This window comes from Streptomyces sp. NPDC047453 (genome assembly GCF_040643155.1).
In the GTDB taxonomy this organism is placed as follows: domain Bacteria; phylum Actinomycetota; class Actinomycetes; order Streptomycetales; family Streptomycetaceae; genus Streptomyces.
Map to the genome: position 1 here is coordinate 39,301 of NZ_JBEYTS010000045.1, position 16,921 is coordinate 56,221.

Here is a 16,921-nt window from a genome sequence, read left to right on the forward strand (position 1 = left end):
CCTCAGTGTCCGGTCGCGGGGTTGTACGTGGCCGATTTCACCGGCATCTCGACCTTGACGGTGCCGGATTCGGCGAAGTGCAGTTCGACGAGGACCGTCTGGCCCTGCCGGGGCGCGCGCTTCAGCTTGTCGAACATCAGGTGGTTGCCGCCGCTCTCGAACACGAGCCGCCCGTGGGCGGGGACGGTGAGGGGGCCGGCCTCCGTCATGACCCCGCCGGCGGTCTGGTGCACGGTGACGTCCTCGGCCTCGACGCTGGTGACCGAGGTGAGTTCGTCCTTGGCGCCGCCCTTGTTCTCGATCGTCAGGAAGCCTGCCGCCATCGCGTCCGACACCGGCTGGGGCATGTAGGCGGAGTGGACGGACAGTTCGGCCTTCGCGTCGCCGGTCCCGGAGGACGCGCCGCAGCCGGTCAGCAGGGCGGTACCGGTCAGGGCCGCGGCCACGAGTGCCGCCGCCGGTGCCGGCCGCCTCACGGGTTCTCCCCCTTGACGATCCTGGGGAGGTCCTTGGTGTAGTCGTCGACGGTGGCGTCCTCGCCGTAGAGGACGTATCCGGCGTCGGTCTTCGGGGAGAACGCGATCACCTGGGTGCCGTGCATCGAGACGAGCTTGCCGGTCTTGTCCTTCGTGGTCGGCTCGATGGAGATGCCCAGGGTGCGCGCGCCGGCCTGGATGGTGGAGAAGTCGCCGGTCAGTCCTATGAACTGCGGGTCGATCATCTTGAGCCACTTGCCGAGCTCGGCCGGGGTGTCGCGGTCCGGGTCGGTCGTGACGAACACCACGCGCAGGTCGTCCTGCTCGGCCTTGGGCAGCGCCTTCTTGGCGACCGCGATGTTGTTCATGGTCAGCGGGCAGGCGTCGGGGCAGTGGGTGTAGCCGAAGTAGACCAGCGTCGGGTGGCCGGCGGTCTCCTTGCGGAGGTCGTACTGCTTTCCCCGGGTGTCGGTGAGGACCAGGTCCGGCTTCTCGAACGGCTGGTCGAGGACGGTCGCGGCCTTCTGCGAGGTGTCCTCGGAGACGACGGCGACGGGCTTCCCGCCGTCGCTGCCGCTGCCGCACGCGGAGAGGGTCATGGTGGCCGCGGCGAGCAGGGCGGCCGCGACGAAGGTCTTGTTGCGCATAGAGAAATGTCCCAGATGTGAGAACTCCGGCGCGCACCGGGGGTCGTACGAGAGGGTCGCACGACCCCCGGAGCGCGTGACGGACGAGCCGGATCAGGCGGTGGTGCGCCTGCGGCCGGCGAGTACGCCGTAGGCCACGCCGGCCGCGCCGACGAGGATGCCGGCGATGCCGAGGACGCGGGCGGTGGTGTCGCTGCCGCTCTTGGAGGTGTCGGCGGCGGTGGCCTGGGCGGCGGGCTTGGTGTCGGCGGCGGCGTCCTTGGCCGACGCGTCGTGTCCGTCACCCTCCGAGGCCGCGGTCAGCTGAAGCACCGGCGCCGGGCTGTCCGGCTCGGCCTGGCCCTTCTGCGGCACCTCGATCCAGCGCACGACCTCCTTGTTGGAGTACGTCTGGATCGCCTTGAAGACCAGCTGGTCGGCGTCCTCGGGCAGCGTGCCGATGGAGACCGGGAACTTCTGGAAGAAGCCGGGCTTGATGCCGTCGCCGTCGGCGGTCCAGGTGACCTTGGTGACGGCTTCGGAGATCTTCTTGCCGTGCATCTCCAGCGGCTTGTCCAGCTGGGACTTGGTGACGTCGATCTTCCAGCCGGTCATCGGCTGTGGCATCACGGAGGCCAGCGGGTGGTCGGTCGGGAAGTTGACCTCGATCTTGGTGGTGGAGGCGTTGTCGCGCTCGTTGGGGACCTTGAAGTCGACGACGGCGTAGCCGCCCTTGGCGGCGGGGCCCTCCGGCTGGACGCTGACGTGCGCGAACGCGGGGGCGGACAGGGCGAGGACGGCCGAGCCGGCGACGGCGGCGGTGGCGACGAGTCGAGAAGCCTTCATAGGGGGTGCACTCCGCATCGGGTGAGTTCCGGTGTCTGAGGGGTGCGCGTGCGGGGCGGGACCGGTGCTCCCGGTGTTCCCGCCGGACGGGCACGCGCGCGCGTGCCGCACGACGGCGGCCGCTCCCCCGGCGGAAACCCGCTCGGTGGGCTGGTGGTCGCGTCGCGTCAGGCAGCGAGGACGAGTGCGGCGGCGGCCGGCGGGCCGCGGCGGATCACCGTGTGCTGGAGTGCGGTGGTGTGCGGGGTGAGCGGCGCGGAGTCGGCGGTGCGCCGGAAGCGTGGGCCGGTGCCGGCCGTCGTGGGCAGCCCGGCGCACAGGGCGCGCACCAGGGCGAGCGCCCCGCGCAGGGACCGTACGAGCGCTGCCTCGGCGACTCCGTGCGCCGACAGCTCGATCAGCCGCAGCAGGGCCAGGTCGCCGCGCCGCAGCACCCAGCCCGTGGCGACGGCGGCCAGGACGTGGACGAGCAGCATCGGCAGGGACGGCAGCAGCGCGGCGGCCGCGCCGATGGGGAACGGGGAGCCCGCCGGGTGGTGCGGGGCGCCCGGGCCCGTGCCGGCGCCGCCGTAGGCGTGTGCGTCGACGAGTACCCGGTAGGCCTGGGCCGGGCTGATCGCGGCGGCGGTCGCCCCGCACACGTACCGGGCGGCCTGCTGGACGAGCTCGGCGTCGGACAGCACGGGCAGCGAACCCGTCGGCCCCGTCGATCCCGTGGAGCCCATGGTCATGGCACCGGAGGCCGTGGCGCCCATGCCGCTCTGCCCCATGCCGAACAGGCTGTGCAGCACGGTCTGGCCGACCACGAGCAGCGCCGCGATCCCCGGCAGGGAACGCGCGCGCCCGGCGAGGGGCGCCACCACGACCAGCGCCCCCAGGAACCCCGCGCCCAGCGTCCACAGCGGCACCGCGGCGCAGGAGGCCAGCGTGTGCCCGGCCGCGGCCAGCACGACGCAGACCGCGGCGAACACCGCGGCCCGCAGGATCCGGAGACCGCGTCCGGCGGGTGCCGTGCGCGGGCGGGGGGCAGACATGGCGGCCTCATCATCCCACTGGACCCGGGCCCGCCGTATGGCAGGTCCACAAGATGCGGTAGATCCGGAAGATCACGTTCTGATGCCATCAGCCCGCACATACACCGATTCCCCGCCCCGCCGCGTCCGCCGATCGGACCGTGTCGTGTCAACGCCGTGCTTACGGCAGGGCACTCGGGGCAATACGTAACGGTATGTCGAGCCGCGCCGGGAGGCTGGAGCATGAGCATCTGGTGGTCACTCCATCTGCGGCGTGACGCCGCGAGCGTGCCGCTCGCGCGGCGACTGCTGCTCGGCACCATGGAGACCGCGGGCGTCGACCCCGACATCTCCTACGACCTGTCCGTGGCCCTGAGCGAGGCCTGCGCGAACGCGGTGGAGCACGGCGGGGACCCCGAATCCTCCGGCGGATACCGCGTCACCGCCTTTTTGGACGGGGAGAAGTGCCGCATCGAGGTGGCCGACGCGGGCCCTGGTTTCCCGCCTGCGGGCCGCGGCCGCCGCCGCCCGGTCCGCGCCGCGCGCGCCGAGGCCGAGCACGGCCGCGGCCTGTATCTCATCCAGGAACTCGCCGACCATGTCCACATCCGCAACAGGCCGGGCCGGGGCGGCGCGGTGGTGAGCTTCGACAAGATCCTCAAGTGGCGCGAGGACGCCCCGCTGGTGGCGGTGTAGCGCGGCCGGTCGCGGTGCGGCGCCGCGCGAGACGCCGGCCGGGAGTCCGGGCGTGTCCCGGGTCGAGCGGCGGGGCGGAACCCCCTCAGGCGTCGGCCAGGACCTTCGCCAGGGCCTCCAGGGCTTCGGGGTAGACCCGTTCCCGGGGGGTGCCGTAGCCGACGACCACGCCTTGGGGGCCGTCCTCGCCGGGGGTGTTCCAGTGGTCGGCCAGACGGCCGAGCGCCAGGCCCACCGCCTCCGCGCGGGCCAGCGTCTCCGCTTCGTCGGCGACGTCCACCAGGGCGTGCAGACCGGCGGCGATCCCGCGCACCCGGCGGGAGCCGAGGCGGTCCAGGAGCTGGTCCCGGCGGCGCCGGTAGCGAAGACGGCACGCGCGTATGTGGCGGTCGTAGGCGTGGCTGTCGATCAGCTCGGCGAGCGCCAACTGGCCGATGGTCTCGGTGTGGTGGTCGCTGTGCAGCTTGGCCTCGGCCACCGCGTCGACCAGGTGCGGCGGCAGCACCATCCAGCCCAGTCGCAGGGCCGGCCCCAGGGTCTTGGAGGCGGTGCCCAGATAGGCGACCTGACCCGGCGCCATGCCCTGGAGCGCGCCCACCGGCTGGCGGTCGTAGCGGAACTCGCCGTCGTAGTCGTCCTCGACGATCAGCCCTCCACGCGCGCGTGCCCAGTCGGTCAGCGCCCGCCGCCGCTCCGGGTGCAGGGTCACGCCGGTCGGGTACTGGTGCGCCGGGGTGACGACGACGGCCCGCTGCTCGCCCAGGTCCTGGGCGCACACACCGTGTTCGTCGACCCGGACCGGCGCCACGCTGCCGCCCGCCCGCCGCACCACTTCCCGGTGGAAGGGCAGCCCGGGGTCCTCCATGGCGACCTCGGCCCCGTCCAGTACGCGGGTGAGGAGCGCCAGCCCCTGTACGTACCCCGAGGTGATGACGATCCGCTCGGGCGGAGCGATCACCCCGCGCGCCCGCCCCAGATAGCCCGACAGCGCCGTGCGCAGCTCGATCCGGCCGCGCGGGTCGCCGTAGTCGTACGTCAACGAGGGCGCCGTCGCGATGGCCCGGCGCAGTGCCCGCAGCCAGGCCGCCGCCGGGAAGGTGCCGACGTCCGGGCTGCCGGGCCGCAGGTCGAAACGGGGAGCACGCGCGCGTGCCGCCGCTCCCGGCTCCTGCGCGTCGACGGTCGGCAGGGCGGCGACCCGGGTGCCCGATCCCTGCCGCGCCGTCAGATAGCCCTCGGCGACCAGTTGGTCGTACGCCGCCTTCGCGGTGCCCCGCGAGATGCCGAGTTCGTCGGCCAGCCGGCGGGTCGCCGGCAGCCGTGTCCCGGGCGGCAGCCGCCCGTCCCGCACCGCGTCGCGGAGCGCCTTCTCCAGTCCCGCCCGGCGGCCCGCCGCCGCGTCCGGTTCCAGATGCAGGTCCAACCCGGCACCGGACCAGAAGTCCTCCACGAGAACCCTCCCCCTAGGTACGTGAATGCACGTCCGGGACCCGCGCCCCGGCACAGGAAGGCCGGGCACCTCGCGGGTACCCGGCCTTCGGACCCGTATCAGCTCTTCAGCGACGCCATCCAGGCCTCGACCTCGTCGGAGCGGCGCGGCAGGCCGGCCGAGAGGTTGCAGTTGCCGTCCTCGGTGACCAGGATGTCGTCCTCGATGCGGACGCCGATGCCGCGGTACTCCTCCGGGACGGTCAGGTCGTCGGCCTGGAAGTACAGGCCCGGCTCGACGGTGAGGACCATGCCCGGCTCCAGCGTGCCGTCGACGTACGTCTCGGTCCGCGCGGCGGCGCAGTCGTGGACGTCCATGCCGAGCATGTGGCCGGTGCCGTGCAGCGTCCAGCGGCGCTGCAGACCCAGCTCCAGGACCCGCTCGACCGGGCCCTCGACCAGGCCCCACTCGACGAGCTTCTCCGCGAGCACGCGCTGGGCGGCGTCGTGGAAGTCGCGGTACTTGGCGCCCGGCTTGACCGCCGCGATGCCGGCCTCCTGGGACTCGTACACCGCGTCGTAGATCTTCTTCTGGATCTCGTTGTACGTGCCGTTGACGGGCAGCGTGCGCGTGACGTCGGCGGTGTAGAGGGTGTGCGTCTCCACGCCCGCGTCCAGCAGGAGCAGGTCGCCGGAGCGGACCGGGCCGTCGTTGCGCACCCAGTGCAGGGTGCAGGCGTGCGGGCCGGACGCGCAGATGGAGCCGTAGCCGACGTCGTTGCCCTCGACACGCGCGCGGAGGAAGAACGTTCCCTCGATGTAGCGCTCGCTGGTCGCCTCGGCCTTGTCGAGGACCTTCACCACGTCCTCGAAGCCGCGCACCGTGGAGTCGACGGCCTTCTGCAGCTCGCCGATCTCGAAGTCGTCCTTGACCACGCGGGCCTCGGAGAGGAAGACCCGCAGCTCCTCGTCGCGCTCGGCGGTGACCTTGTCGGTCAGGGCGGCCTCGAGGCCGGCGTCGTAGCCGCGCACGACGCGGACCGGGCCGGTGGCCTCGCGCAGCGTGTCCGCCAGTTCGCGCACGTCGGAGGTCGGGATGCCGTACAGGGTCTCGGCCTCGCCCAGGGAGTGGCGGCGGCCGACCCACAGCTCGCCCTGGCCGGAGAGCCAGAACTCGCCGTTCTCACGGTCGGAGCGCGGCAGGAGGTAGAGCGTCCCCCGGTGCCCGTCCGCGGTGGGCTCCAGGACCAGGACGCCGTCCTCGGTCTGGTTGCCGGTGAGGTAGGCGTACTCGACCGAGGAGCGGAAGGGGTACTCGGTGTCGTTCGAGCGGGTCTTCAGGTTGCCCGCGGGGATGACCAGGCGCTCGCCGGGGAAGCGTGCGGACAGTGCGGCGCGGCGGCGCGCGGTGTGCTCCGCCTGCTCGACCGGCTCGAGGCCGTGCAACTCGGTGTCGGCCCAGCCGGACTTCATGTTCTCGGCGAGCTCGTCGGACACGCCCGGGTACAGGCCGTTCTTCCGCTGCTTGATCGGTTCTTCTTCGGCGGTCTCCGGGGTCTCCGGCAGCTCCTGCGCCACGGTCTTCCTCCTCGATACAGCCATTGGGCCATCCCCCATCGTACGGTCGTGCGGAAGGGGGCCAGAGGCGGAAGCACCTGTTACCGGGTCACCGGGCGGCCTACTCGAAGCACGCCACCAGCAGCGCCACGTCCTCCGCGCCGTCGGTCACGTCGAGACCGTTCGGCAGGACCGTGTGCAGGACGTGGTCGGCGACGGCTCCCGGGTCGTGTCGCAGTGTCCGCGGGACGCTCGCCGCGGCCGTGTGCAGCCGGGCGAAGGCGCGGTCCACAGGATCGCCGGTGCGGTGCAGCAGCCCGTCGGTGTAGAGCAGCAGCGTCTCGCCCGCGGCCACCTGGAACTCCACGCTCGGCGCCTCCCAGCAGGAGAGCATGCCCAGCGGCGCGGACACGGACGTCTCCACGAACTCCGTGCGCCGTTCGCCGAGCAGCAGCGGGGGGCAGTGCCCGGCGCCCGCCAGGGTGATGCGGCGCAGCGCGGGTTCGCAGTAGGCGAACAGGGCCGTGGCGGAGCGGGCGGGCTCGGTCAGCCGCAGAAGCAGTTCGAGGTCGGACAGGACGGCGACGGGATCCTCGCCCTCCATCACCGCGTACGCCCGCAGGGACGCCCGCAGCCGGCCCATCGCGGCGATCGCGCCGGGCCCGGCGCCGGTGACCGCGCCGACCGCGAGGCCGAGCGCGGCGTCGGGCAGCGGCAGCGCGTCGTACCAGTCGCCGCCGCCGCGTGGCCCGGTGCGGTGCCGGGAGGCGAGCCGGACACCGGGGACGCGGGGCAGGCGGGAGGGCAGCAGCTCCTCGTAGACCGTCGCCATGCACGCGCGCGTGCGCTCGGTGTCGAGCAGGCGCGCCAGGTGCTCGGTGGCGAAGCGGAGGTAGAGGCCGGCGAGGTGGCGCTGCCGCTCGGCCGGCTCGGCGGGCTCGTCGTAGAACCAGACGGCGGCGCCGAGGCGGCCGGCGGTCTCGGTGGACAGGGGCAGCGCGTAGCTGGCGGCGTAGCCGAGGCGGTCGGCCACCTCGCGGTGGCGCGGATCGAGGCCGTCCTCGGCGAGCAGGTCGGGGCGCACGACCTCGCCGTGGCCGCCCGGCAGCCCGGCCGCGCTGTCGAGGAGCTTCCCGTAGGGCATGGCGCTGCGCGGCACGGTCTCGATGTGGCCGAGATCTGCCCGTGCGAGGCCGAGGCCGATGGTGGTGTCGGGGCCGAGTCCGTCGTCCGGTTCGAGGACGGCGAGGCCGCGCCGGGCGCCGACGAGGGCGGCGCCGGCGCGCAGTAGTTCCTTCAGGGCGGCGTCGAGGCCGCTCGTACGTGCCAGCCGTTCGGTGAGCTCGTTCAGGGTGGTGAGGTCGGAGACCCAGCCGGCGAGCCGGTCCTGGAGGAGGGCGCCCGGTGGGCGGGGCGCGTGCGGGCCGGACGGACCGCTCGGGGAGGGGTCCGGGACGGCGGGCGAGGGCGCGACAGTGTGTGCGGGTGCCGGAACCGTCGAATCGATTCCAGCCACTTTCGGAGGGTGGGGGGCGCTCATGGCGTCCGGCTTTCCGACCGGTGCGTATTGCTCAAAAGCATCGCAAACCCCCATGTCATTCTGCGCCGCCAGCAGTGTCTCCACATGTACACGCACTCGTGAGGGGATGTCCAGCATTGTCCTGCCGGGTTTCCTGGTGTCAGAGGGCTTCTCGGGGTCTTCTTCCCCACCTCTTGCGAAAAAGGGAAGTTGGCTTGAAACTGCCTCGGGTGACGGCCTGTTGCGGTCGACTGGGCTTGCTCGACAGAGCGTCACAGCGGTCGTGATGGGTACGTACTCGGAGAAGGCCAGGGGTGGTTGGGTGCTACCCGGAACCTGGCGGCGGACCCGGGCGTCTTAGCCACCGACGACCGTGCCCCATCCTTGCGTGATGGAGGCGGAGAGCAGAACACGAGACGGCATAACGCCACGCTCCGCCACCCCGCGCCACGCCCATGCTTCTGGTAGACGCAGTATGGACGGGGCTGCCGTGGAAGCAGCCGATGCTCGGCCCATAGGGGTTCCCCGTGCCTGAAGGCAGGGGTGTGATGCGCCAACAGGTACGCACAGTGCAGTGATCGACACATGGTGTGAGTGGTCCACGGTGTTGCCAGCGGTGCAACGGAAAGGAACGAGCGCTCATGCGCGAGATCCCCGGAAGGCGACGCAGGCTCCCGTCCCAGCACAGTGACGGGGGGCCTGAGCCGATCAGCGCGGCCCTGACTTTCGCGACCCGGTGGCAGTGGCCCGTGCTACCGGGCGTGGCACCGGATCCGCGGCGCGGCGGCCGCTGCGGCTGCCCCGACCCGGAGTGCACGGTGCCCGGCGCGCACCCCTTCGAACCCGGCCTCCTCGCGGCCACCGCCGACGCCCGGATGGTGCGCTGGTGGTGGACCAACCGGCCCACCGCGCCGATCGTCCTGGCCACCGGGGGCAAGGCCCCCTGCGCGGTGAGCCTGCCGGCCCTCCCGGCCGCCCGCGCCCTCACGGCGCTCGACCGCGTCGGCATGCGGCTCGGCCCGGTCGTGGCCTCGCCCACGCGCTGGGCGATCCTCGTCAAGCCGTACTCCATGGAGCAGTTGGGCGAACTGCTCTACGCCAAGGACTTCGTCCCCGGCTCCCTCCGCTTCCACGGCGAGGGCGGCTACCTCGCCCTGCCCCTCTCCGAGACCGGGGCCGGCCCGATCCGCTGGGAGCGTGCCCCGTTGCCCGGTTCCGCCTCGCCCTGGGTGCCCGATGTGGAGGCCGTGGTCGACGCGGTGGTGGAGGCCCTCACCCGTACGGGTGTGAGCGCCCCCGAGTTCTAGGGGTGTCGTGGCCGGGCGGGCGAAGCGCCCGCCCGGGGCCGTTATCGTCCCCGCATGCTGCGTCGTTCCGCCGGACCCGGAAGCCGAGTGCCGTGCGGCGGCCCCGATCCCCAGCGCGTCCGCCTGCTCGCCCTCCTGGGCGTCGTCGGCTGCGCCGTCGTACTGCCGCTGGCCGGGGCGTCCGCGGGCCAGGTGGGTGATCGGAGCGGTACGGACGCCCGGTCCGCGGTGCGCTCCCTGCCGCCCGGCGACGACAAGCCCTCCGCCGCGCCCGCCCGTTCCCCGCTGGTGCTCGGCCTGGGGCTCGCGACCGCCGCGCGCTGCGGCGCCGAGATCACCTCGCCCGACGGGGTCGAGGCGCAGACCTGTGTGCTGATCCAGGGCCAGGACACCTGGGCGCGCACCTACTACCGCAACGCGACGGGACGGCCCCTGGACGCCTACCTGACCCTGATGGGTCCGCGCGAGCGCAATGTGCGGACGCGCTGCGCGCCGGCCGGGGACGGGGAGCCGGAGACCTGTGAGACACCGCGGGAGCGCAGCCGGGGGACGGCGGCGGAGTACAGCGCGGTCGCGGAGTTCGCAGAGCGCGGCGGACGCGCTGCGCTGCTGCTGCGATCCGGGAGCAACTCGCCCATGACAACGGACGGTTGACGTCCGACTGCGCTGGGTGAGCGTCGGCGGACACGTAAGCGCCCGGTTGCTGGCGACGGGGGATGCACCAGCAACCGGGCTACTGGAACGGTAACAAGAGATCGGCAGTTCGCAAATTCGATCCCGGCTTTCCAGTCACCGGGTGGACGGCCTTTCCGGTCACCGACTCGCCTGAGCCGTCCGCCGGTTGTGACCGGGGTCACCCGATCTGCCCGAGCCGGGCGGCCGACCGGAGGGCCGGCCGCCCGGCCGTCGCTCAGCTCAGCGTGACCTGGCGGTTGGTCAGACCGCCGCGGGCCCGGCGCTCGTCCCCGGTCAGCGGCGTCTGTGTGGCCAGCGCGGCGGCCAGTTGCTCGGCGAACTCGGCGGCCGGCTTCTCCACGTCCTGGGCGCCCATCTCGCTCGGCAGGTCCCACACGGGCACGGTGAGGCCGTGTGCCCGGAAGGAGCCCACGAGACGGGTGCCTTCACCGAGGTTCGACCGGCCCGCCGCGTGCAGCCGCGCGAGAGCGTCCAGAAGCTGCTCCTCCGCGTGCGGCATGACCCAGCGCAGGTGGTTCTTCTCCGGCGTCCGGCACCAGTACGCCGCCTCGACGCTCTCCAGGCGCACGGTCGGAATCGCCGCCGCGTTGGCCCGCTCCAGGGAGGCGGTGACCTCCGGCGTCGCGTTCTCCGCGTCCGGCACCCAGAACTCGAAGCCCTCGTGCACCACCGGCTGGAAGGGGGCCTCGAGGTCGAGCAGGTCCTGAAGCCGCGGGCCGTCGGCCGGGGCGCGGCGGCCCTGCACCGGGGTGCCGGGCTTGGCCTCCAGGGCGCGCAGCAGGGTGTCGGCGAGGTCGCGGCTGATGTCGCCGGACGCCGTGTCGTTCTGGAGGCCGAGGAGCACCGAGCCGTCGTCGCGGCGCAGTGCGGGCCAGGCCATCGGCAGGACCGTGGCGAGCGTGACCGCCGGGACGCCGTCGGGCAGGCCGTCGCGGAGCGCCAGCCCGGCCGTGGCGGCGGGGACCAGCTCGCGCAGCGCCACCCAGTCGCACTCGCCGGGCAGTCCCTCGAAGGGCCGCTGCACCAGCTCGGTCACCGCGTGCGCGGCGGCTCGGCCGTGGCAGGCCTTGTACCGCCGGCCGCTGCCGCACGGGCAGGGCTCGCGCGCACCGACGACCGGGATCTCTCCATCCGTGAGCTGCGGGCGCTTGGCCTTCGTCTGGGGTCGCTTCTTGGCCATCTGGGTGTCTCCCGGTTACGGCTCGTCTCGTACGGCGCGAGCCTAGCCGTTCACGCCGTCATCGACGGGCTCCTGTGGACGCGGCGGGGGAGTGGCGGGGAACGCCACGGAACGGCGGGGAGCGCCGGGGGGCGGGGACCACCGGCCGGCCCCGCGCGCCCGCGGCCCGACCCGGGCATCGCCCGGGCGCGGCGCACGCGTGCGTGTTCAGTCCAGGTCGCCGAAGGCGTCCGTGAAGCCCAGATCGGGCAGCGCCGACACGGACGGTGCGGTGATCCGGGAGGCGAAGTCGTCGCGACGGTGACCGGCGTCCGGGTCGTGCACGTCGTCGTGGACGACCACCCATACGGTGACCTCGCCGCCGACACCGTCCCGTACCCCCCAGTCGTCGCAGAGGGCGGTGATGATGTTGAGCCCGCGGCCACCGTGCGCGGTGACCGAGGGGGTGGCCGGGGACGGGCGGGTCGGGCCGCCGCCGTCGGTCACCTCGACGATCAGGCTGCCGCCCGCGTCCACCCGCCATGCGGCCCGGACGTCGCCGTCGCCGGCCAGGGCGCCGCGCAGCGGCCGGCCGTGCTTGCAGGCATTGCTCAAGAGTTCGGAAAGGATCAATACGGCGTCGTCGATGACCGGTTCCGCCACGCCACCGCTGCGCAACTGATCACGCATCCGGTGTCTTGCTTCCCCCACGCCCGCAGGGCCATGGGGTACGGCCATGCTCGACGACGTGGGCACCTCCTGTGCCACCACCAACGCCACCCCCGAGACCTCCTTCGCCCCACGCCACGGTGTGGATGCCCCACCGGCCTGTACCGGAAACCGGCCGAATCGCGTCCGGCGACGCATTTGGAACATCCGATCACTCACCGAACGCGCCGGAGCACTCCCTGTCATCGTCGCTGGACCGGTGGCCGGTCAGCGGCCGAGCCGGTGCAGGACCGCGCGCGGGCGGTTGGTGATGATGGCGTCCACCCCCAGGTCCACGCAGAGGTCGACGTCCTCGGGATCGTTCACCGTCCACACGTGCACCTGGCGTCCCGCCTGCTTGAGCCGCTCCACGTACGCCGGCTGGTTGCGCACGATCCGGATCGAGGGCCCCGCGATCCCGACGCCCGCCGGCAGCCGCCCGTCCCGCAGCCGCGGTGAGACGAACTGCATCAGATAGACCGTCGGCAGGGCCGGCGAGGCCGCCCGCACCCGGTGCAGGGAGCGCGCTGAGAAACTCATCACACGCACCGGCGACCTCGCGGCCGAGGCCGGGGCGTCCAGTCCGAACCGCTTCAGAAGCGTCAGCAGCCGCTCCTCGACCTGCCCGGCCCACCGCGTGGGGTGCTTGGTCTCGATGGCCAGCTCCACCGGCCGTCCGGCGTCGGCGACGAGTTCGAGCAGCCGCTCCAGGGTGAGGACGGAGGTGTCCTCGGGGTCCTCGGGCCGCACCTCCCAGTCCGGCTCCTCGACCCGGCCGCGCCAGGACGCGCGCGTGCGCCAGGACCCGAAGTCCAGTGCGGCGAGGTCGGCGAGCTCAAGGGCGGACACCGCTCCCCGGCCGTTGGACGTACGGTTGACGCGCCGGTCGTGCACGCAGACGAGATGGCCGTCCGCGGTCAGGCGTACATCGCACTCGAGGGCGTCCGCGCCGTCCTCGATGGCCTTCCGGTAGGCGGCCAGCGTGTGCTCCGGGGCGGCCTCGGAGGCTCCACGGTGGGCGACGACTTGGATGTGGTGCTGTCGTGCGTGGGTCACCGCGTCATGGTGCCACCGCGGCGGAATGGGCGGGACGGTGGGGAGCCGTCGATAATGTATCTGTTTCATGTGAAATGACCTATGTAAAGAATGTACCCGGACCCACAGCAACGGCTTATGGTGCTCTGACGGCCCGTGGGAAAAGCTGACTACGTACACACCTGCACATGCACAGCTGGAGCGCGCCGGGTCACCGGCGGGCATGGCTGGCCGAGTGCGACCGACAACAACAGCCGTGGACCAAGGAGAAGAGCTGTGAGCACCGAGAACGAGGGCAACACGGTACCCCCGGCGCCGTCCGCACCTCCCGTGCCGGTGGATACTCCCGCTGCTTCCTCGCACCCGGCCGCCCCCCAGGGCGGCCCGTCCGCACCTCCGCCCCCGGACGCGCCTCCGCACGTCCCGGGTGCCCACGGCGAGGCCGGCGCGCCCGCACCGCAGGTCCACGGCTCGCCCGCCGACGGCTCCTGGCCGCCCCCGTCCCCCGCCGCGCCCGCCTACGGGGACGGCGGCGCGGGAGGCTCCGGCTGGGGCGCCGCGTACCAGCAGCATCAGCCCGCGCCCAAGCCCGGCGGCCGGCGCGGCGGCCTGGTCGCCGCGGTCCTGGTGGCCGCGCTCGTCGCCGGCGGACTGGGCGGCGGCCTCGGCTACACACTGGCCAGGAACGACGACAGCAGCTCCACCACGGTCTCCGCCTCCGACAACGGCGCCTCGCAGATCAAGCGGGACCCGAACTCGGTCGCGGGCGTGGCGGGCAAGGCCCTGCCGAGCACGGTCACCATCGAGGCCGAGGGAACCGGCGGCCGGGGCGGCACCGGCACCGGCTTCGTCTTCGACACCCAGGGCCACATCGTCACCAACAACCACGTGGTGGCCGAAGCCGTCGACGGCGGCAAGCTCAGCGCCACCTTCCCCGACGGCAGGAAGTACGACGCCGAGGTCGTCGGCCACGCCCAGGGCTACGACGTCGCGGTCGTCCGACTCAAGAACGCCCCCTCGGACCTCAAGCCGCTCGCCCTCGGCGACTCCGACAAGGTGGCCGTCGGCGACGAGACGATCGCCATCGGCGCGCCCTTCGGCCTGTCGAACACGGTGACGACCGGCATCATCAGTGCGAAGAACCGTCCCGTCGCCTCCAGTGACGGCGGCTCCGACAGCAAGGCCTCCTACATGAGCGCCCTGCAGACGGACGCCTCCATCAACCCGGGCAACTCCGGCGGCCCGCTCCTCGACGCGCGCGGCGCGGTCATCGGCATCAACTCCGCCATCCAGTCCTCAAGCAGCGGCGGCCTCGGGGGCGCGGGTCAGTCCGGCTCGATCGGCCTCGGCTTCGCCATCCCGATCAACCAGGCCAAGTACGTCGCCCAGCAGCTGATCAAGACCGGCAAGCCCGTCTACGCCAAGATCGGCGCGTCGGTCTCCCTGCAGGACACGACCAACGGCGCCAAGATCACCGATCAGGGCGTCAGCGGATCGGACCCGGTCGAACCGGGCGGCCCTGCCGCCGATGCCGGTCTCAAGCCCGGTGACGTCATCATCAAGCTCGACGACCGGGTCATCGACTCCGGCCCCACCCTCATCGGCGAGATCTGGACCCACAAGCCCGGCGACAAGGTCACCGTCACCTACAAGCGCGACGGGAAGGAGCGCACGGCGGAACTCACGCTCGGCTCCCGCGTCGGCGACAGCTGATCCCACGCGCGCCTGCCAACCCGTTAGTCTTGTCCCCGCGCCGCCGCGCACGAGCGGCGCGGGGTGGGTTGCCCGAGCGGCCTAAGGGAACGGTCTTGAAAACCGTCGTGGCGCGAGTCACCGTGGGTTCAAATCCCACACCCACCGCCAGGCAGAACGGCCCCTGACCAGGTAAAACGGTCAGGGGCCGTTGTGCTGCGCGATGCCCGCTCGCCACCGTGGTTCCCCATGATTTCCCGCAGGATCGGGCACGGATGGGGCACGGGCACCTTCTGATCCGTAGCTCTATGTGGATCGGTCGGTGACGGTCATACAGGCCGCTTCATGGCCCCTCAGAGGCGCTACTGGTCGAGGCTGGCTGCTGTGGTTGCTGTACTTCCTTGCTGTACAGCTCGCTTCGCCGCCGCGTTCTGGGCATGAGCCTCACGCCGCAGCCGACGCTCATAGTCCAAGATCTGTCGGGGTACGGGCCTGCTGGTTGCAGCTCGGATAAGCCGCTCGTTCTCCCGATCCATCAAGAAAGGGCCGTTCCCGCCGAGTGTTGGCCGCTGGCCGACGTCTTCAGTCAGCATCTGCCCAGCGTCTCAGAGGGGGCGGCGCGTCTATGTCTGCTCGTATCACCGCCACCCGCGAGGGGCGGCGCGCTCATCCGCTGGCGCACGGTCAACCCGGCCGCGCCGACCACCAGGTCGTCCACGACCACATCGAGCGGTACGGCAAGCACTCGGCAGATTCGTCGCGGACGGCGGAGCTGGCCAGGGACTGCGTGGTTCGACTGACGGGGCGGAGCGGGGTGTTGGCCATCTCAAATCGATCTTCGAAGATTTCATCTTTGTATACAACCTTTCACGTTCGCCCCAGGTCTGGTCTGTCGGGTCAGCAGACCCACAGACCAGACCTGGGGAACACATGCGTATTCGTGCCACTGTTGCCGCTGCCTCCGGCGCCCTGGCCCTGTCCGCCCTCGCCGTGCCGGTCTCTCAGGCGAGCAGCCCTTCGTTCGCGCTGACGCGGGCGGACGCCGCCCCGGTGATCAGCAAGGTCGTTGTGAACAGTGGAAAGCCGATCGTGCTCGGTACCACCGCCACCAAGAAGGTGACGGTCTCCGTCACCGCGTCCCACTCCTCGGGCATCAAGGACGCTCTCTCCTACATCTGGAGGGGCCGCGACAGCAACCCGAACCTGTACGGCTTCGGGTTCCACCCGGACGGGGAAAGGGCCAAGTGCAAGGCCGCGAACGCCACAACCTCGACCTGCACCCTCACCATCACGGTCGATCCCGGATACCTGTGGAACACCAACGCCACGACCTGGCGGGTCTACGCCGGCGCATGGGGCAAGGACGGGAACTTCACCGCGAATGACAGCTTCTCCTCGGTGAGGTTCCAGCGGTTGTCGCGGCTGACGGCCAAAGCCTCCCCGAAGCCCGTGAAGAAGGGCAGCACCATCACGGTCACGGGCAAGCTGGACCGGGCCAACTGGGACACCCGTAAGTACGCGGGCTACACGTCCCAGTCGGTCAAACTCCAGTTCCGGAAGAAGAACAGCAGCACATACACCACCGTCAAAACGGTGAAGAGCTCCAACACCGGCACCCTGAAGACCACGGTCAAGGCGGTGCAGGACGGCTACTGGCGCTGGAGCTTCGCCGGTACGACCTCGACTCCCGCAGTCAACGCCACCGGTGACTTCGTCGGCGTGAAGTAGTCCCGCAGCGCGCGGTAGCTTGAGAACCGAAGGGCCCGGCCTGCCGGGCCCTTCGTCGTTTCCGCGAGGGGGCGTTTCCGCCGAAAAAAGCGCCGGCGCGCCCGGGATCCTAGAGCACCAGTTTGGAAGAGTGCGTATGCGGATGACCGCTGAGCTGGCGAGACGCTGACCTGGACCTTCCTGGGGGACTCCGACGTTCCCCGTTGTTCCCCGCCGTTCGCCATCTGACCGGGCACGCAGGGGACACGACGTCGTTCTCCCGACTTCCCCACTCGGTACCCTCGCGCCCCGGCAGGTTGCGTCCAGGGAAGTGGTGTACGGGTTCGACCTGATCCGGGGTCAGAAGGTCCGCGAGGGCGGCCGCATCATCAACGTCCACGCGCTCATCGCGGTCGGCGTGAACGCCGACGGCCACCGCGAGATCCTCGGCCTGGA

Annotated in this window: 15 protein-coding genes, 1 tRNA gene and 1 pseudogene; 7 read left to right on the forward strand and 10 right to left on the reverse strand. The window is 71.9% G+C overall.

Features of this window, described 5'->3' with window-relative positions; genetic code table 11:
* Nucleotides 1-2: 2 nt before the first annotated feature.
* The 4 genes from ABZ818_RS29620 to ABZ818_RS29635 all read right to left on the reverse strand — a co-directional run bounded on the left by ABZ818_RS29620 (nucleotide 3) and on the right by ABZ818_RS29635 (nucleotide 2,982).
* The gene (locus ABZ818_RS29620) at nucleotides 3-476 is read right to left on the reverse strand and encodes a copper chaperone PCu(A)C (RefSeq protein ID WP_361421133.1); all 474 of its coding nucleotides are present in this window, start codon (nucleotides 474-476) and stop codon (nucleotides 3-5) included.
* Nucleotides 473-1,123 (reverse strand): SCO family protein, encoded by a 651-nt coding sequence (locus ABZ818_RS29625; protein WP_361421136.1) that lies wholly within the window; start codon nucleotides 1,121-1,123, stop codon nucleotides 473-475. Before ABZ818_RS29625 ends, ABZ818_RS29620 begins: the two co-directional genes overlap by 4 nt.
* Nucleotides 1,124-1,216: 93 nt before the next feature.
* On the reverse strand, nucleotides 1,217-1,948 hold the full coding sequence (locus ABZ818_RS29630) for a YcnI family protein (RefSeq protein WP_361421139.1): 732 nt from the start codon (nucleotides 1,946-1,948) through the stop codon (nucleotides 1,217-1,219).
* 167 nt (nucleotides 1,949-2,115) lie between these two features.
* Nucleotides 2,116-2,982, reverse strand: coding sequence for a hypothetical protein (locus ABZ818_RS29635; protein ID WP_361421142.1), 867 nt, complete (start codon nucleotides 2,980-2,982; stop codon nucleotides 2,116-2,118).
* A gap of 222 nt (nucleotides 2,983-3,204) precedes the next feature.
* Here ABZ818_RS29635 and ABZ818_RS29640 point away from each other — a divergent pair, with 222 nt between their 5' ends.
* On the forward strand, nucleotides 3,205-3,657 hold the full coding sequence (locus tag ABZ818_RS29640) for an ATP-binding protein (protein ID WP_361421145.1): 453 nt from the start codon (nucleotides 3,205-3,207) through the stop codon (nucleotides 3,655-3,657).
* An 85-nt stretch (nucleotides 3,658-3,742) separates the two neighbouring features.
* Here the strand turns inward: ABZ818_RS29640 and ABZ818_RS29645 are convergent, their stop codons facing one another.
* The 3 genes from ABZ818_RS29645 to ABZ818_RS29655 all read right to left on the reverse strand — a co-directional run bounded on the left by ABZ818_RS29645 (nucleotide 3,743) and on the right by ABZ818_RS29655 (nucleotide 8,299).
* Nucleotides 3,743-5,107 (reverse strand): PLP-dependent aminotransferase family protein, encoded by a 1,365-nt coding sequence (locus tag ABZ818_RS29645; RefSeq protein ID WP_361421148.1) that lies wholly within the window; start codon nucleotides 5,105-5,107, stop codon nucleotides 3,743-3,745.
* Nucleotides 5,108-5,205: 98 nt separating this feature from the next.
* Complete coding sequence (locus ABZ818_RS29650) at nucleotides 5,206-6,687, reverse strand: aminopeptidase P family protein (RefSeq protein WP_361421151.1); 1,482 nt, start codon at nucleotides 6,685-6,687, stop codon at nucleotides 5,206-5,208.
* Between the two features lie 76 nt (nucleotides 6,688-6,763).
* Nucleotides 6,764-8,299 carry a PP2C family protein-serine/threonine phosphatase gene (locus ABZ818_RS29655; RefSeq protein WP_361421154.1) on the reverse strand — a complete coding sequence of 512 codons (1,536 nt, stop codon included), beginning with the start codon at nucleotides 8,297-8,299 and terminating at the stop codon, nucleotides 6,764-6,766.
* Nucleotides 8,300-8,802: 503 nt separating this feature from the next.
* On the opposite strand from ABZ818_RS29655, the gene ABZ818_RS29660 reads away from it, so the two are divergent.
* A complete protein-coding gene (locus ABZ818_RS29660; protein ID WP_361421157.1) occupies nucleotides 8,803-9,468 on the forward strand; it encodes a bifunctional DNA primase/polymerase in 666 nt (221 codons plus the stop codon).
* A 54-nt stretch (nucleotides 9,469-9,522) separates the two neighbouring features.
* Nucleotides 9,523-10,122 (forward strand): hypothetical protein, encoded by a 600-nt coding sequence (locus ABZ818_RS29665; RefSeq protein WP_361421160.1) that lies wholly within the window; start codon nucleotides 9,523-9,525, stop codon nucleotides 10,120-10,122.
* Nucleotides 10,123-10,378: 256 nt separating this feature from the next.
* On the opposite strand, the gene ABZ818_RS29670 is transcribed toward ABZ818_RS29665, so the two are convergent.
* The 3 genes from ABZ818_RS29670 to ABZ818_RS29680 all read right to left on the reverse strand — a co-directional run bounded on the left by ABZ818_RS29670 (nucleotide 10,379) and on the right by ABZ818_RS29680 (nucleotide 13,087).
* Nucleotides 10,379-11,344 carry a DUF5926 family protein gene (locus tag ABZ818_RS29670; RefSeq protein WP_361421163.1) on the reverse strand — a complete coding sequence of 322 codons (966 nt, stop codon included), beginning with the start codon at nucleotides 11,342-11,344 and terminating at the stop codon, nucleotides 10,379-10,381.
* 207 nt (nucleotides 11,345-11,551) lie between these two features.
* On the reverse strand, nucleotides 11,552-12,190 hold the full coding sequence (locus ABZ818_RS29675; RefSeq protein WP_361421166.1) for an ATP-binding protein: 639 nt from the start codon (nucleotides 12,188-12,190) through the stop codon (nucleotides 11,552-11,554).
* 69 nt (nucleotides 12,191-12,259) lie between these two features.
* A complete protein-coding gene (locus ABZ818_RS29680; RefSeq protein ID WP_361421169.1) occupies nucleotides 12,260-13,087 on the reverse strand; it encodes a glycerophosphodiester phosphodiesterase in 828 nt (275 codons plus the stop codon).
* 255 nt (nucleotides 13,088-13,342) lie between these two features.
* Between ABZ818_RS29680 and ABZ818_RS29685 the strand changes: the two genes are divergently transcribed.
* The 4 genes and pseudogenes from ABZ818_RS29685 to ABZ818_RS29700 form a co-directional block, all read left to right on the forward strand.
* Nucleotides 13,343-14,779, forward strand: a complete 1,437-nt coding sequence (locus tag ABZ818_RS29685; RefSeq protein WP_361421172.1) for a trypsin-like peptidase domain-containing protein — start codon at nucleotides 13,343-13,345, stop codon at nucleotides 14,777-14,779.
* Between the two features lie 62 nt (nucleotides 14,780-14,841).
* Nucleotides 14,842-14,929, forward strand: a tRNA-Ser gene (locus tag ABZ818_RS29690).
* A 759-nt stretch (nucleotides 14,930-15,688) separates the two neighbouring features.
* Nucleotides 15,689-16,486 carry a DUF5707 domain-containing protein gene (locus tag ABZ818_RS29695; protein ID WP_361421175.1) on the forward strand — a complete coding sequence of 266 codons (798 nt, stop codon included), beginning with the start codon at nucleotides 15,689-15,691 and terminating at the stop codon, nucleotides 16,484-16,486.
* Between the two features lie 343 nt (nucleotides 16,487-16,829).
* Nucleotides 16,830-16,921, forward strand: a pseudogene (locus ABZ818_RS29700) (transposase); the annotation flags it as partial.